Raw genomic sequence first — 14,705 nt, 5'->3', positions numbered from 1 at the left:
TAGGGCGGCTGGAGCCCGGCATGGATCATTGATGCGCTTGCGGCTAAAGGGCGCGTCACCAGCAAAGGCTTTTTGAGCTGTAGCGCGGCCCGAGTCACTTCTCTTTATTCTTGTCCAAAAGAGAAGTGACCAGTAGAAAACGACGTCCCGCTAGGTGCTTGCCGGGCAAGTCCGTAAGGTGATGTCGGCTTTTTTTCGCCAGCGCATCCCTGTGCTGGCGAAAAGGAATCGGCCTCCTGCCGATTCCTGCTACGAGGCCTGTTTACCCCGACTCAGCAAAGCCGGCTGGTGCTGGCGACCGCTCGCGGCTAACTGGTTAGGCGGGCTAGATAAGACACCGGATCCAGCTGGCAATGTGCGGTGATGGAGCCCTGCAGGTCGAACAGGCGAGGGCGCTCGCGGAAGTCGAAAAGGCGGTACAGCCGATAGGATTCGGCGTCGACCTCCGAACGCGCCAGTTCGTTGCGGCTGACGAAGAAGGGTGTCAGTTCGCCGAAGGCGGTGGTCTTTACTTCGATCAAGCGCTCGCGACCGTTTTCCTCAAAAGACAGCACGTCGTAGCCGAGGCCATCCCCCTGCGTGGCGGAGGCATGTTCGACGCGTTCACTCAGCAGCTTCTTGCCAGCTGCATGCAAACGACGGGCTTCAAGTTCCATCACGAATTGCTCGCCGGCGAGGCCCAGCGAACGGTTGCGTGCCTCCTGGGCCAGATAGTCGCGTTTGGCTGGTGAAAATCGGGCCGCGTAGCCGGCGGACGATTCCGCTACCCGGCCTGCTGCCTTGGGTGTTGGAACCCAGATGTCTGCTGGATTTTCAATGGATACCACCGTCGCTGGGCGTTCGACGGCAGCCTGCACAGCGTCCTGCAGGGTCGTATTGCTCTGAAGCTGGGATTCCACCACTTCCATCAGAAGCCATTGATAATTTGGCAAGCTTTTGTAGCCCGTCACCGCGGGCCAGCCAAGTTCCTCCATGACGGCGCTGACGTTGCGAAACTTGTATTCAACGGATGACTTGCTTCTGCCATCCAGACGCTGCATCAACCCGTGGATATGTTTGGTCTTGTTGAATTGCTGTCCATTGAGTTCAAGCGCGAGCATGTGCAGATAGTCGGCCACACAACTCTCCACCTCCAATCGCGACCAGTCTTCACCCGTTGCCATGCCGCGGCTCCCGCCATCCCATGTGATGTGCCAGGTTAGGGCAAAACAGAGGAAGAGTGCGCTGTCAGCATAAGGGTTCCATGGCCGCGGCATGGTGACGTGGGGATCTCGGCTCAGCGACAAATGGAGCAGACCCTCCGCACCTTTGTGATCAGCCAACCTACCGCGTAGAGCAATACGAACGTAGGTCCGACCGGATACAGATACGCTTCACTTGCTCATGGGTTCTCGGGTTTGAGTGGAGTGATGCACTCAGCCTTCCCGGATGAAGTCCACGAACGCCCGCAGCGGCGACGGCAGATGCCGGCGTCCCGAGTAGTACAGGAACGGACCGCTGAAGCTTTGCCACCACGGTTCGAGGACGGGCACCAGATTGCCGTTGTCGAAGTGTGGGCGTAGCCAATCCTCGAACAAGTGAATGATGCCGAGCCCGTCGATGGCGGCTTGCACGGCGAGGTCGAAGGCGGCACCCGTGCGGACCTGCAGTGGTCCCGGCGGGTCGATGCGCACGATCTCACCGTCGCGCTCGAACTCCCAGACGGGTATCGCGCCACCGGAAAACTGGCCGCGCATGCAGGCATGGTGCAGCAGGTCGCGCGGGTGTTCGGGGCGGCCATGCGCTTCGAGGTAGGCGGGTGCGGCGGCGGTCACCAGTCGTTGCGTGCGCGGGCCGATCGGTACGGCGATCATGTCCTGCGCGAGGCGCTCGTCATAGCGAATGCCGGCGTCGCAACCGGTGGCCAGCAGATCGACCAGGCTGTCTTCGACGATCACTTCCAGGCGGATCTCGGGGTAGCGCTTGAGGAACGGGGTGACGATCGGCGGCAGCACGGTGCGTGCGACGTTGGCCGGCACGTTGATTCGCAGCGTGCCGGCGGGGCGGTCGCGGAAGTGATTGACCACGTCGAGCGAGGCCTGCACTTCGGCCAGCGCCGGCGTCAGTCGTTCAGCCAGGCGTTGCCCCGCTTCGGTGGCCGACACGCTGCGCGTGGTGCGATGGAGCAGGCGCACGCCCAGTCGTGTTTCCAGGCGTTTGACCGCATCGCTCAGTTGGGAGGCCGAGCCGTTGCCAGTACGTGCGGCCTCGCGAAATCCGCCTGCCTGCAGCACGGCCAGAAAGGCCAGGAGATCCTGCATGTCTGCCGCCATTGTCCGGTTCTCCGTACAACCCGTGCTGAGTGTGATGGATTATCGCGCAGCAGGGGCGGCCCTATAGTTTGCTCATCCCCTCGATCGACAGCCCCCAGGAGAAAGACATGAGCCACCTCAAGCAAGCTGGTACGTTTCCGCTCGGCGATCGCACCGTCAACCGCATGGGCTACGGCGCCATGCAACTTGCCGGCTCCGGTGTTTTCGGCCCACCCCGGGATCACGCTGCCGCACTGGCGGTGTTGCGCGCGGCGCTGGAAGCGGGGGTGAACCACATCGACACCAGCGACTTCTACGGCCCGCACGTCACCAACCGGATCATTCGCGAAGCGCTGCACCCGTATGCGGACGATCTGGTGATCGTCACCAAGGTCGGCGCGCTGCGCGGTGAAGATGCCTCGTGGAAGCCGGCGCAGAGCCCGGCGGAACTGGAGCAGGCCGTGCACGACAACCTGCGCAATCTCGGACTCGACGTGCTGGACGTGGTCAACCTGCGTGTCATGGGCGACGTGCATGCGCCGTCCGAAGGCTCGATCGAGCCACAGTTCAGCGCGTTGGCCCGGCTGCAGCAGCAAGGTTTGATCCGCCATCTCGGCATGAGCAATGCCACCGCCGCGCAAGTGGCGGAGGCCCAACGCATCGCACCCGTGGTCTGCGTGCAGAACCAGTTCAATCTGGCCCATCGCGAAGACGATGCCTTTGTCGATGCACTCGCTGCGCAAGGGATTGCCTACGTGCCGTTCTTTCCGCTCGGTGGCTTCAGCCCGCTGCAATCGCGGACGCTCTCCGACGTGGCAGCGCGTCTCGGCGTGACCCCGATGCAGGTTGCGCTGGCATGGCTGCTCGGCCGCGCCCCCAACATCCTGCTGATTCCCGGCACGTCGTCACTGAGCCATCTGCGCGAGAACCTGGCGGCGGCGGAGCTGCGACTTGGCAAGGACGTGATGGTCGAGCTGGATGGCATTGGCAGGGATTGATGGCTTGGGTGCCACAGAACGGAGGACCGGCAATCCGGCCTTCGGATCTCCCGATTTACCGGCAGGTCGCAAGCGCGTCGGGTAGATGCAGCGGCTCAGCGCGAGCCCAGCAGCTCGGCGGCCAGCGTCGCAATGCATTTCGCTTCGATGCCGATTTCGCGAAATTGCCGGGTCGGCGAGGCGATGGGGCCGTCTGCCACGAGCAGGGGCGCGATCAAAAAGCTTGATGCGGGTTTGCGTAGCGACGTCCGATGAATCCATGGCTGGCGATCAGGCCCGGTGACATGGAAATGGACTGCGACAGGTTTTCACCGCCGATGGGGACGATTCTCTTCGCTATTGATGTCGAGCGGGTGGTCGCCGGGTCTCGTGTCGGCGGATTGCGCCGGCGTTTTCGAGGTCGGCCCGGGGCGGTCGGCCAGCGATGGCGCGTGTCCGCCATGGCGACCATCGCCGGACGCGAAGATGGGCGGAACGGAATGCAGGGTGTTCTTGGTGGCGGCGGTTCGCAGGTTCATCACGGCGTTCTCCATCGGTCGTCGGCGAACCATGCCGGGGCGCCGGTAAACGCCGAGTGACGCGGTTGTTGAAAGCGTGTCGATGCGGCCTGCAACCCGATCGCGGGTCAGCGTCCGGCGATCGTCAGCACTGCACGCGGCCACCGGCGAGTTGCTTGCACGGATGGAAAACCGGCTCCTTCGAGGGCGGCCGCCAGCGCGGATCATGGGCACGGTCATGGTGGTCGCGGCGACGATCGTCGTAGGACGGCACCGTGTCCCAATAGGCGGGCGGCGCGTTGTAGACCGGCTGGGTGAGCTGGTCCTGGTATTCCGCGTTCTGCTGGCGCAGCGCCTCGTTCTCGGCCTGCAACCGTTCGCGGTTGGCCGCTTCGTCGTCCATTGCCTGCTGGCGTGCCTGCTCGTCGCGCTGCTGCGCGGCATAAGCGTCGTCCGCCTCGCGCTGGGCCTTTTCCTGGGCAGCCTGCTGCTGGGCGAGCAGGCGTTGCTGGTAGAGCGCGTCGAGATGATGTGAGTCCGCATAGCGCTTGGCCAGGTCGACCTGGCCCAGGCGCAGGTACTGGTCGATGATGTCGGCGTCGTCGGCCTTGTGGATCACCTCGCCGGTGCCGTCGGCGCAGGGGCGGTCGGTGTAGGTGACTTGCCCGCCCCGGGTGCACTTGTAGATGCTCTGGGCGTCGACGGCACCCGCCGTGATCAGCAGCAGTGTGGCGACCCACGACAGGCGGCTTTTTGTCATCGGGCTTTTCATGGTGACGATCATTCTGCACCGGCGCTGCGTAATGAAAGTGTTGTCTTGAGGCGGGTTCCGGTCAAGCCGCATGACCGCCTCGGCGCCGGGGGCGATCCGGTGCCGTGACCGTGGCCGGGACACTGTCCATCGGTGCGGCAGGAGTGTTCTTTATGCCGCTGCCGGCGTTTCGCCACGAGCGCCATCCGATCACCGCCAGCGCGACGAATCCGGCATACAGCACCGAGGTGATCAGCAGGTGCTTGTAGACGTACTCGCCCACGTAGATCACGTCCACCACGATCCACAGCCACCACGCGGCGATGTGTCGGCGCGCCTGCCACCATTGCGCGACGAGGCTGAACGCGGTCAGCGCCGCATCCAGCCAGGGCAGGGCCGCATCGGTCCAGCTGTACATGGCCGCGCCCAGTGCCAGCGCGCCGAAGACGCCGATCAGGACATGCGTGGCCGCCTGTCGCGGCGGCAGCGCGGCCACTTCGACGCGACCGTCGGTGCCCATATGCTGCAGCCAGCGGTACCAGCCGTAGACGATCAGCACCGCGAAGGCGAGTTGCAGCAGGGCGTCGGAGTAGAGCTTCGCGTCGACGAACACCCATGTGTAGGCCAGTACCGAGATCAATCCCACCGGCCAGCACCACGGCCGACGTCGGGCGGTGAGCCAGACGCCCCAGGCGCTGACCAGCGCGGCGAACAGTTCGAACACGGTCATGGGCAGGCTCTTAGAAGGCGACCGTCAACGACAGCCGCGCCAGCCGCGGCGCGCCCGGGAACAGGTAACTGTCGCCGCCGGAGCTGCCGGTGTCGCGCCAGTAGAAGTGGTTGAACACGTTGTCGACATTCAGCCGCCAGGTCAGTGCGTGGTGGTTCCATGAACTGACGTAGCGCACGCCGGCGTCGAACACATGGTAGGCCGGCACGCGCGTCATGCCGTCCGGCGTGGCGACGTTGCTGCTGGCGTAGCGCCAGCCGCCGAGCAGGCTGAGGCCGGGTGCAAACGGCAGGCGGTAATCCAGATAGACGGCCGAACGCAGGCGCGGCACGTTGAGGACCTGATGGCCTTCATAGCTTGGCGTGCCGGTGCCTTGTGCGCGTGCCTGGATCAGGTTGACGCTGGCGGTGAGGCGCAGGTTGTCGGTCACGCGGCCGGCGGCGTTGAGCTCCAGGCCGGTGTGCCTTTCGTCGCCGAGCTGGACGAAGGTGAAGCCTTCGGCGGTCTGGTCCGGCTTGGCGAACTGGTACGGCTGGCGGATGCGATAAAGCGCAGCCTGCATGCTCAATGCATCGCTTGCGGCGTACTTCACGCCGAGCTCGGTCTGGCGCGACAACAGCGGCGCCAGCGTGGTGCCGCCATTGGACGTCCAGTACGGCGCCTCGTTGCCCAGCGACAGGCTTTCGCTGTAGCTGGCATACGCGGTCAGTCGCGCGTTCGGTTGCCACAATACGGCGGCCTGCGGCAGCGCCTTGCTGAGGCGGGTGTCGCGCTCCGGTGTGCCGACGTCGTCGTAGCTGCGCTCGTGCAGGCGCACGAAGCGGCCGCCGGCGAGCACTTGCCACTGTTCGCCGAGATGCACGCGGTCGAGCGCGAACACCGAATGCTGCCAACTGGTCAACCGGCGCACCGAGAGGCCTGGCTGGTTGGGCGACGGTGCGAAGTAAGGCGGATCCACCTGATCGATGTTGCCGGTACCGACGTAGTCGTAGACGTAGGGGCGACGATCGATCGTGCGGCGGAATGCGCTCGTGCCGACGCTGACTTCATGGCCGAGCGCGCCGGTGTCGAACGAGCCCTTCAGTACGGCGCGCGCCTCGTCGTTGGCGCGGGCTTCGCCGGGGCTGCGGTAGTCGTAGATGTCGTAGTCGCCGTTCGGTGCGAAGAAGTTGCCGGGTGTGGCGCCGCTGGCGCAATCCGGCGAGTAGAAGCAGCCGTAGGCGAAGGCGACGTTGTCGTCGATGACGGCGCGACTGTGGCCGGCCGACAACTGTGCGCTCCAGTGATCGCCCAGACGATAGTCGAAACGCGCCGTGCTGTTGCTGGCGTCGATGCCGACCGGCTGCTGCCACGGCTCGAAGCCGAGCATGCGGGTGCGGCTGGGGTGGGCGGGAATCACGGTGCCGCCGAGCAGCTGATAGCCGGAAACCGAACGCTGCGAGCTGGCCTGGTAGTTGCTGTCCAGCTGCAGGGTGGCGTTCGGGCTGATCTTCCAGTCCGCGGCCAGCGACAGAAAGTTGCGCCGGCCATCGGCATGGTCGACGTACGAGTGAATGCCGTCGTGCGCCGCGTTCACGCGCACGCCGAAGGTCGGGCTGAGCCAGGCGCCCACGTCCACGGCGACATAGCGCGAGCCGTGCGAGTCGGTGCCGACGGTGGCGCTGCGCACGTTGGCGGGGCGCTTGCTGACGTAGTTGACCAGCCCGCCGGGTGCGACCACGCCGGCCTCCAGGCCGCCGAGTCCCTTGAGGATTTCCACGCGCTGCTTGTCTTCCAGGGCGATCGGTTGCTCGCCGACCAGGCTCATCTCGTTGAGCCGGTAGCCGGTGGCCAGATCCAGCGCATAGCCGCGGATGGCGATGTCCTGGTAGTAACCGACCGGCGCGTAGCTGTCGCCGAGCGCAGCATCGCTGCGCGCCAGTTCGCTCAGTGTGCGTGGTTGACGGTCGTCGATCTGGTCGCGGGTGATCACCGTGATCGCGGCGGGCGTGTCCTGCAGCGGGGCATTGCCGAAGCTGCCGAAGGTATCCATCTGCGAGGTGTCGGCATGATAGCCGTCCAGACTCTCGCCCTCGACGTGGACCGGCGCCAGCGACGTGGTCTGCGGGGCGCTGGCGGTGTCGCTGGCATGGGCGAGCGCCATGACCGACATCAGTGCAAGGATGAGGGGAGTGCGGGCAAGGAAGATACGGGTTTTGGCCATCGTCGTCATCGTCTATGGGGCTACGGACGAAGCGACGGCGACCCGGACGTCCAAACGGACGCGCCGGATCTGCAAGCTCCCTACGCCGGTGCTAACCGGGTCAGGTTCCAAGGGACTCTCTCAGCCCGGCAAACGCCGGGCACCCCCGCTTCAAGAACGCGTATTGAACCACGGATCGGTGCCGCGTGCAGATCATTCCTGAACGGTGTTGCTCACGCGCAGTCGCGGATGGCCTGCAGCAGCGCGCGCCCCGGCGGGGTACCGAACCACGCCGCGTGACCGCGCAGAAAGGTGTCATAGGCCACATTCGCACTGGTGCGCGAGTGCGTGATGGCGTTGAAGTACTCGACCTCGGACAGCGCGAAATCCACGTGTACCAGCGGCAGCAGATCCGCCAGCAGATGGATGTCCGCGGCGTCCAGCGGGCGCTGCCGGCGATAGCCTTCGATGAGTGCGCGGGCGATGTCCGGATGAGCGGCGTCGGTGCCGCTGTCCAGCGCCAGCCAGGCAATCGCGTTGCGCTCGATCGCGGTGGCGAGGTCGAACAGCGCGAAGTTGGCAGCGGCAAGGCCGAAGTCGAGCACGGCGGTGATGCGGGCGTTTGCGCCGTCGTCGCTCCAGCACAGGTTGGAGACGTGCCAGTCGCCGTGCGTCCACAGCCGCGGCTGCCGCGCCAGTCGCGGTTGCGCGGCGGCGTGCCACGACGCAAGCGCTTCGGCAAGTTCGCTCGTCCAGTCGCGGTCCTGCAGGTAGTCGGCCAGCCCCGGGCGCGCATGCAGTTGGCTTCGCAGGGCGGCGATCGGATCGGGTGAACAGATCAGTTCGCTGCGAGCAACCAGGATATGGGTGTCGCGCTGATCGGCGTCGTAGCCCTCGGACGCGTCGTGCAGCATGGCCAGCAACCGGCCGGTGCTGTGCGCGTGATCGACATTCGGCAACGGCGACCATGAGATCGCCTCGCGGTACAGGTCGATGCCGGCGGCGCGCTCGTGCACTTCGTAGGTCCAGTCGCCGAGCGCCACCGCGGTTTGACCCCGCGAGTCATTCAACACGGCCGGGATCGGCATGCCGTTGCCGCGCAGGTGCGCGATGAAGCGATGCTCTTCGCCGAGCGTGGCGGTCGAACGCACGCTGCGGTGATGGCGTTTGACGAAAACGATATCGGTGGTCGTCTCGACCAGGCAGGCCGCCGACAGCGGACGCGGGCTGTGCCATTCGATGCGAACCGGTGCGCCGAGCGCCGGATAGTTGCGCAGCAGCGTGTCGACTTCGCCGGCGGTCAGCGGCGGCCAGTCCGCGGGGATCTCGTCGCCGGCCAATCCGTGTGTGAGGTGGGGCGAATCGGTCATGGTGCGCGAAGTATCGGCGGCGGGAGCAGGTTCCGGATTATCGCTGAAAGGTCATCGCGAGACCTTTCCGCAACAAGCCTCCCACCGTTCGCCCCCGGATCAAGTCCGGGGCAGGCTCTGAGCGTAGTTGCGCAGCGACGGAGTCGAAGGACCCGGCCTGCGGTGGACTTCGACTCCGCGCCTGCGGCGCTACGCTCAGTCCGAACGGCGCGGAGCGACAGTGTGTTCGAACCTATAATGCCCAGCCTTTCCCGCGAAACGGCCGTCCGATGAGCGCCATGTTGCTGCTGTTCGTCTGCCTGATCCTCGGCATGCTGGTGGCGCGTTTCGCGAAGCCGCCGGCCGGGATCGTGCCGAGCATCAACTGGTGGGTGCTCAATGTCGCGCTGCCGGTGCTGGCGCTGGAACTGATCCCCAAGGTGCAGTTCGATCCACAGCTGTGGTTTCCGGTGGCCGCGATAGGCCTCACGTTCGGTGGTGCGTGGCTGTCGTTCGGCCTGCTCGGGCCGCGGCTGGGCTGGTCCAGGGAGCGTACCGGCGCGCTGATCCTGGTCTGTGGCCTGGGCAATACCGCGTACATGGGTTATCCGCTGATGCAGGCACTGCACGGCAAGGCAGGTCTGGCGCTGGCGGTGGTGGCCGATCAGATCGGCACGTTCCCGGTGCTGGCCTCGGCCGGCATCGTGGTGGCCTCGATCTATTCGGGGCGAACACCTTCGCCGCGCCTGATCGTCCGGCGCATCGTGACTTTCCCGGCCTTCATCGCGCTGGTGATCGGCCTCATCGCAGGTCGGTTCGGTGGCTGGCCGGAGTGGCTGGACGGAGTGTTTGGGCCGATCGGCGCCACCTTGACGCCGCTTGCCCTGTTCTCGGTCGGATTGCAGTTCAGGTTTCATCCGGGCGGGCGGCAACTCGCCGCGGCCGGTTGGGGCCTGGGCTGGAAATTGCTGCTGGCGCCGCTGTTGTGCTGGGTGATGGGTACGGCGGCAGGTATCGGCGGGCTGGTGCTCGTCGTCGGCGTGCTGCAGGCGGCGATGGCGCCGATGGTCTCGGCGGCGATTCTCGCCGACGAGTACGGGCTGGAACCGGCGCTGGCGAACACGGTGCTGGGGGCGGGCATCGTGTTGTCGCTGGTGACCATACCGCTGGGCAATCTTCTGCTGGGTGGGTGACCCGGCTTGCGTCGTGCGTCGCCTGCCGCGAAACTGGATGGATCGTCAGGGGGCGGGGGCTCATGTCATGGCCGGTTTCGGGCTGATCAAGCGTATCTTCGGCAATCCCGTCACGGGGGAACGTCGCCAGGTGCCGCGAAGTGGCGTTCCCAAGGGAGCACTGGTACTGGTGGTGGACGACTCCGCCACCATTCGCGCCGTGCTCGGCAAGATGCTCACCCAGGATGGCCATGCAGTGCTCAAGGCGCCCGATGGGGAGACCGCGATCCAGCTGGCCAACCGGCATGCACCGGATCTGATTTTCCTCGACATCGTGTTGCCGGGCATGAACGGCTTCGCCGTGCTGCGCGCGCTGCGCCGCGACCCGGTGACCCACGACATCCCGATCGTGATGATCAGCGGCAACCTGCAGGCCACCGAGCAGTTCTACGTGCAGCGTTTCGGTGCCGACGATTTCATGAAAAAACCGTTCGGCCGAAGCGAGGTGTTTGCCCGCATCCAGCATCTGACGGGGAGTGGACGGCTGGTGGTGCGTGATCGCTCGGAGCAGGGCGAGGTGACGCAAGCGCCCGAATTGACCGAGGCGGAACATGAGGCCATACCCGACATCGCCATGCCCGATCCGCACGATCTGCTGCCTGGCGGGCATTCCTGATCGGCCTTGCTCCGACGTGCAGCGATGACGGGACAAGCCGCCAACCCGGATCAGGTCGTACGTGCCGACGTATGGTTGTGGGCGGCGCGGTTTTTCAAGACGCGCAGCCTGGCGAAGCAGGCGATCGACGGCGGCAAGATCGAGGTCAACGGCGCCGGCTGCAAGCCCGCCAGGGCCCTGCATGTGGGCGACACGTTGAGGATCAGCCGCGGCGAGGAGCGGCTGGAAGTCGGCGTGCTCGCGCTGTCCGACAAGCGTGGCCCGGCCAGTGTGGCGGTGACCTTGTATGAAGAGACCCAAGCCAGCCGTACGGCGCGCGAGGCTGCGCGCGAGCAGCACAAGCTGCTCGGCGCGAATGCCCCGCCGAAACGTCCCGACAAGCAGGCACGACGCGACTTGCGACGACTGAAGGACAAGCTCTGAGCATTGCATCGCAGATTGCCCGGCCAATCTGCGGGACCATTCCTGCAAATCCACGGGAGTCGCGCCGGCGCGCAACTCCCCAAAAGCAGGGGGCTTGGCATGGATGGACACGCACTGAAGAATGGCATCGGCTTTTTCAAGCGCCTGCTTGGCAACCATCCGAACGGTGAGCGCCAGCCGCAGGCGCACCTGCGAACGACGCTTGGCGCGAGCGTGCTGGTGGTCGACGATTCGGCCACGATCTGTGCCGTACTCGGCAACATGCTGCGGCAGGACGGTTACTCCGTGCTGCAGGCGGCCGATGGCGAGCGTGCGATCGAGGTGGCGCGCCATGAACAGCCTGCGTTGATCTTCCTCGACATCGTGATGCCGGGCATGAACGGCTTTGCGGTGCTGCGCGCACTGCGCCTGGATCTACTGACCCAGCACATTCCCATCGTGATGATCAGCGGCAATCCACAGGCGACCGAGCAGTTCTACGTGCAGCGTTTCGGTGCCGACGATTTCATGAAGAAGCCGTTCGGGCGCGACGATGTCTATCAGTGCATCGGTAAGCTGGTGGCGTCCGCGCGATTGCCGCCGCGGGTGTCGGAGGCCAGTGACGTGGCGTCGCCGGTTGCCTGTGGCGCAACCACCGTCATCGACGGCCTGGCCGATATTCCGGACATCGCGATGCCCGATGAGAACGTGCCGGTGCAAGCGGTTGCGCCACCGTTGTCGAAACAGGCCGTTGTGCCGGCGAGCTACGTGATCGCCTGAGCGGAAAGTTTTGCGATTCGTTGACGCGTCTTTCTCTCAGACCAGCGACTTGAGTCGGTAAAGCGCATCCAGCGCCTCGCGCGGCGTCAGCGCATCCGGGTCCAGTTCGTCCAGCGCGCGCTCTGCGGCGGAAGCCTGCGTCGGCGGGAACAGGCCCAGCTGCGGCGATGCTCCGGCCGCCGGCGCGGGCGCGCCGGCCTGCTGGTGCATGCCGTGCTCGAGCTCCGCCAGAGTACGCCGCGCATCGGCGATCACCGACTTCGGCAGGCCGGCCAGCGCGGCCACCTGCAATCCGAAACTGCGGTTGGCCGGGCCATCCTTTACCGCGTGCATGAACACCAGCTGCTCGCCCCCCTTCTGGTCGTGAAACTCCACAGCATCAAGGTGCACGTTGGCGATCGCGGGAAATTCCCCGGCAAGTTCGGTCAGCTCGAAGTAGTGCGTCGCGAACAGTGTGTAGGCGCGGCTGTTGCGCGCCAGGTGCACGGCGGCGGCGCGCGCCAGCGACAGGCCGTCGTAAGTGCTGGTGCCGCGGCCGACCTCATCCATCAGCACCAGGCTGTCGGCGGTGGCGTTGTGCAGGATGTTGGCCGTCTCGCTCATTTCCACCATGAAGGTGGACTGCCCGCGCGAGAGGTCGTCGCCGGCTCCGATGCGGGTAAAGATGCGGTCGATGGGGCCGATCACCGCACGGCTCGCCGGCACGTAACTGCCGATGTGCGCCAGCAGCACGATCAGCGCGTTCTGCCGCATGTAAGTGGATTTGCCGCCCATGTTCGGGCCGGTGATCACCAGCATGCGGCGGTGGTCGTCGAGCTTCAGGTCGTTCGGCTCGAACGGTTCGTCGCGGACTTTCTCGACCACCGGATGACGGCCGCGTTCGATCGCGATGCCGGGTTCGTCGGTGAGTCGCGGCGCGCTCCAGTCCAGCGCTTCGGCGCGTTCGGCGAGGGTCGCCAGCACGTCCAGTTCGGCCACCGCGGCGGCGGCGGTCTTCAACGGTTCGAGCATTCCGGTGAGCGTGTCGAGCAGCGCCTCGTAGAGGGCGCGCTCGCGCATCAGCGAGCGTTCCTTCGCCGACAGCACCTTGTCCTCGAAGGTTTTCAGTTCCTCGGTGATGTAGCGCTCGGCGTTCTTGGTGGTCTGCCGGCGCGTGTAATGCGCGGGTGCCTTGTCCGACTGCGCGCGGCTGATCTCGATGTAATAGCCGTGCACGCGGTTGTAGCCGACCTTGAGCGTGGTGATGCCGCTGGCGGCTTTTTCGCGTTCCTCCAGTTCGACCAGGTATTGGTCGGCGTGGGTGGACAACCGGCGCAGCTCGTCGAGTTCGGCGTCGTAGCCGTCGGCGATCACGCCGCCGTCGCGCTGCAGTACCGGTGGCTGCTCGACGACGGCACGGGCAAGCAGGGCGACGGTTTCGGCGTGATCGCCGATGCGTTCGACCAGGTCGGCCAGCAGCGGGCTGAGTTCCATTTGGGAAGTACGGCCATGGATGCCCGCTTCCTGATTCTCGCAATCAAGGAAGATCGCACGGGTGACGCCCGGTGCGGCGGCGAGTCCGTCGCGCAGGGTCGACAGGTCGCGCGGGCGCGCCGAGCGCAGTGCGACGCGGGCAAGGATGCGCTCGAGGTCGCCGATGCCGCGCAAGTGTTCGCGCAGGCTTTCGTAGCGACGGCTGTCGATCAGCGTGCCGATCGCCTGGTGGCGCCTGCGCAACAGATCGCGCGAACGCAGTGGCCGGGTCAGCCAGCGGCGCAGCGCGCGCGCGCCCATCGGCGTCACGGTTTCGTCGAGCACGCCGAGCAGGGTGTGCTCGGTGCGGCCGCTGGGGTGGGTGTCCAGTTCCAGGTTGCGCCGGGTGGCGGCGTCCAGCGCGATCGTCTCGCTGGCGCTTTCCACGGCCATGCCGGTGAGGTGCGGCAGTGCGCTTTTCTGGGTCTCTTCGACGTAGCCGAGCAGGCAGCCGGCGGCGGCTATGCCCAGGTTCATGCCGTCGACGCCGAAACCGCCGAGGTCGCGGGTGCCGAAGAAACGGTTGAGTTCGCGCTTCGCCGCGTCACCGTCGTAATGCCACGGCGGACGCTTGCGCAGGCCGGGCAGGCTGCTGACCAGCTTCGGCCACGCGACGTTTTCGTCGATCAGCGTTTCGGCTGGCTGCAGGCGCGCCAGCTCGGCCGCCAGCGCCTCGGCGTTCGGCACTTCGCTGAGCAGGAAGCGACCGCTCGACAGGTCGACCCAGGCCAGGCCGTAAGCGCCGTTTGCGCCAGCGGCAATCGCCAGCAGCAGGTTGTCGCGGCGTTCTTCCAGCAGCGCGGCATCGGTCACGGTGCCGGGCGTGACGATGCGCACCACCTTGCGTTCGACGATGCCCTTGGCCAGCGCGGGATCGCCGATCTGCTCGCAGATCGCCACCGATTCGCCAAGACGTACCAGCCGGGCCAGGTAGTTCTCGACCGCGTGGTACGGCACGCCAGCCATCGGGATCGGTGCGCCCGCCGACTGCCCGCGCTGGGTCAGCGTGATGTCGAGCAGGCGCGCTGCCTTGCGCGCGTCGTCGTAGAACAGTTCGTAGAAATCGCCCATGCGGAAAAACAGCAGCACTTCCGGATGCTCGGCCTTGGCGGCGAGGTACTGGCGCATGCCTGGAGAATGGGAAGCCAGCCAGGCGGCGTGCTCGGCCTTGTCGTTTTTTTCAATCATTTCAAGGTTTTGACTTTTTGCGTTTGTGCTGTTGAATCGGTGCGCTGTCGAGCGCTGGAATCTGGCGAACATGAATTGGCGTCAAGGAAGCGTCCAGGTTCCCGTTTCTTCATCTCCCGCGAGCCCGGGTTCTGCTTCATGAGAAAACCGCGAGCTCTTGCAGGAGGCGCCGGAGCT

Annotated in this window: 14 protein-coding genes and 1 riboswitch; of the genes, 5 read left to right on the top strand and 9 right to left on the bottom strand. The window is 65.7% G+C overall.

Annotated elements, in window-relative coordinates:
* Positions 1-308: 308 nt before the first annotated feature.
* Together CIW53_RS05620 and CIW53_RS05615 are read right to left on the bottom strand one after the other, a co-directional pair.
* A complete protein-coding gene (locus CIW53_RS05620) occupies positions 309-1,163 on the bottom strand; it encodes a DUF3883 domain-containing protein (RefSeq protein WP_172969595.1) in 855 nt (284 codons plus the stop codon).
* Positions 1,164-1,415: 252 nt separating this feature from the next.
* Positions 1,416-2,312 carry a LysR family transcriptional regulator gene (locus CIW53_RS05615; RefSeq protein WP_149363712.1) on the bottom strand — a complete coding sequence of 299 codons (897 nt, stop codon included), beginning with the start codon at positions 2,310-2,312 and terminating at the stop codon, positions 1,416-1,418.
* 107 nt (positions 2,313-2,419) lie between these two features.
* Between CIW53_RS05615 and CIW53_RS05610 the strand changes: the two genes are divergently transcribed.
* The gene (locus CIW53_RS05610; protein ID WP_149363711.1) at positions 2,420-3,289 is read left to right on the top strand and encodes an aldo/keto reductase family oxidoreductase; all 870 of its coding nucleotides are present in this window, start codon (positions 2,420-2,422) and stop codon (positions 3,287-3,289) included.
* A 95-nt stretch (positions 3,290-3,384) separates the two neighbouring features.
* Here CIW53_RS05610 and CIW53_RS18045 read toward each other — a convergent pair whose 3' ends face one another.
* The 6 genes from CIW53_RS18045 to CIW53_RS05585 form a co-directional block, all read right to left on the bottom strand.
* On the bottom strand, positions 3,385-3,507 hold the full coding sequence (locus tag CIW53_RS18045; protein ID WP_277949623.1) for a hypothetical protein: 123 nt from the start codon (positions 3,505-3,507) through the stop codon (positions 3,385-3,387).
* 90 nt (positions 3,508-3,597) lie between these two features.
* Positions 3,598-3,807 (bottom strand): hypothetical protein, encoded by a 210-nt coding sequence (locus CIW53_RS05605; protein ID WP_149363710.1) that lies wholly within the window; start codon positions 3,805-3,807, stop codon positions 3,598-3,600.
* A 124-nt stretch (positions 3,808-3,931) separates the two neighbouring features.
* Positions 3,932-4,546, bottom strand: a complete 615-nt coding sequence (locus CIW53_RS05600) for a DUF4124 domain-containing protein (protein ID WP_149363709.1) — start codon at positions 4,544-4,546, stop codon at positions 3,932-3,934.
* A 73-nt stretch (positions 4,547-4,619) separates the two neighbouring features.
* Positions 4,620-5,267, bottom strand: coding sequence for a nicotinamide riboside transporter PnuC (pnuC, locus tag CIW53_RS05595; protein ID WP_149363708.1), 648 nt, complete (start codon positions 5,265-5,267; stop codon positions 4,620-4,622).
* A 10-nt stretch (positions 5,268-5,277) separates the two neighbouring features.
* Entirely contained in the window at positions 5,278-7,470 is a 2,193-nt protein-coding gene (locus CIW53_RS05590) for a TonB-dependent siderophore receptor (RefSeq protein ID WP_149363707.1), read from the bottom strand.
* Between the two features lie 60 nt (positions 7,471-7,530).
* Positions 7,531-7,627, bottom strand: a riboswitch (TPP riboswitch).
* Positions 7,628-7,682: 55 nt separating this feature from the next.
* Positions 7,683-8,819, bottom strand: coding sequence for a phosphotransferase (locus CIW53_RS05585; protein WP_149363706.1), 1,137 nt, complete (start codon positions 8,817-8,819; stop codon positions 7,683-7,685).
* A 278-nt stretch (positions 8,820-9,097) separates the two neighbouring features.
* Between CIW53_RS05585 and CIW53_RS05580 the strand changes: the two genes are divergently transcribed.
* From CIW53_RS05580 to CIW53_RS05565, 4 genes are all read left to right on the top strand, one after another.
* The gene (locus CIW53_RS05580) at positions 9,098-9,991 is read left to right on the top strand and encodes an AEC family transporter (RefSeq protein ID WP_149364163.1); all 894 of its coding nucleotides are present in this window, start codon (positions 9,098-9,100) and stop codon (positions 9,989-9,991) included.
* A gap of 67 nt (positions 9,992-10,058) precedes the next feature.
* Positions 10,059-10,646: a response regulator gene (locus tag CIW53_RS05575; protein ID WP_149364162.1), complete on the top strand. Its 588-nt coding sequence runs from the start codon at positions 10,059-10,061 to the stop codon at positions 10,644-10,646.
* 24 nt (positions 10,647-10,670) lie between these two features.
* Positions 10,671-11,069 carry a S4 domain-containing protein gene (locus tag CIW53_RS05570; protein ID WP_149363705.1) on the top strand — a complete coding sequence of 133 codons (399 nt, stop codon included), beginning with the start codon at positions 10,671-10,673 and terminating at the stop codon, positions 11,067-11,069.
* Between the two features lie 99 nt (positions 11,070-11,168).
* Positions 11,169-11,828 (top strand): response regulator, encoded by a 660-nt coding sequence (locus CIW53_RS05565; RefSeq protein ID WP_149363704.1) that lies wholly within the window; start codon positions 11,169-11,171, stop codon positions 11,826-11,828.
* A 36-nt stretch (positions 11,829-11,864) separates the two neighbouring features.
* Here CIW53_RS05565 and mutS read toward each other — a convergent pair whose 3' ends face one another.
* Positions 11,865-14,528, bottom strand: a complete 2,664-nt coding sequence (gene mutS / locus CIW53_RS05560) for a DNA mismatch repair protein MutS (protein ID WP_149363703.1) — start codon at positions 14,526-14,528, stop codon at positions 11,865-11,867.
* Between the last annotated feature and the right edge of the window lie 177 nt (positions 14,529-14,705).

The organism is Rhodanobacter sp. T12-5 (genome assembly GCF_008329435.1).
Classification (GTDB): domain Bacteria; phylum Pseudomonadota; class Gammaproteobacteria; order Xanthomonadales; family Rhodanobacteraceae; genus Rhodanobacter.
This window is presented reverse-complemented; position numbering and strand designations above follow the sequence as displayed.

Bases quoted from the DNA above. Each gene is read 5' to 3' on its own strand.
- CIW53_RS05580 (WP_149364163.1), top strand. From the start codon at position 9,098: ATGTTGCTGCTGTTCGTCTGCCTGATCCTCGGCATGCTGGTGGCGCGT.
- CIW53_RS05570 (WP_149363705.1), top strand. From the start codon at position 10,671: ATGACGGGACAAGCCGCCAACCCGGATCAGGTCGTACGTGCCGACGTA.
- CIW53_RS05590 (WP_149363707.1), bottom strand. From the start codon at position 7,470: ATGGCCAAAACCCGTATCTTCCTTGCCCGCACTCCCCTCATCCTTGCA.
- CIW53_RS05575 (WP_149364162.1), top strand. From the start codon at position 10,059: ATGGCCGGTTTCGGGCTGATCAAGCGTATCTTCGGCAATCCCGTCACG.
- mutS (WP_149363703.1), bottom strand. From the start codon at position 14,528: ATGATTGAAAAAAACGACAAGGCCGAGCACGCCGCCTGGCTGGCTTCC.
- CIW53_RS05565 (WP_149363704.1), top strand. From the start codon at position 11,169: ATGGATGGACACGCACTGAAGAATGGCATCGGCTTTTTCAAGCGCCTG.
- CIW53_RS05585 (WP_149363706.1), bottom strand. From the start codon at position 8,819: ATGACCGATTCGCCCCACCTCACACACGGATTGGCCGGCGACGAGATC.
- CIW53_RS05610 (WP_149363711.1), top strand. From the start codon at position 2,420: ATGAGCCACCTCAAGCAAGCTGGTACGTTTCCGCTCGGCGATCGCACC.
- CIW53_RS05615 (WP_149363712.1), bottom strand. From the start codon at position 2,312: ATGGCGGCAGACATGCAGGATCTCCTGGCCTTTCTGGCCGTGCTGCAG.
- CIW53_RS05605 (WP_149363710.1), bottom strand. From the start codon at position 3,807: ATGAACCTGCGAACCGCCGCCACCAAGAACACCCTGCATTCCGTTCCG.
- pnuC (WP_149363708.1), bottom strand. From the start codon at position 5,267: ATGACCGTGTTCGAACTGTTCGCCGCGCTGGTCAGCGCCTGGGGCGTC.
- CIW53_RS05600 (WP_149363709.1), bottom strand. From the start codon at position 4,546: ATGACAAAAAGCCGCCTGTCGTGGGTCGCCACACTGCTGCTGATCACG.
- CIW53_RS05620 (WP_172969595.1), bottom strand. From the start codon at position 1,163: ATGGCAACGGGTGAAGACTGGTCGCGATTGGAGGTGGAGAGTTGTGTG.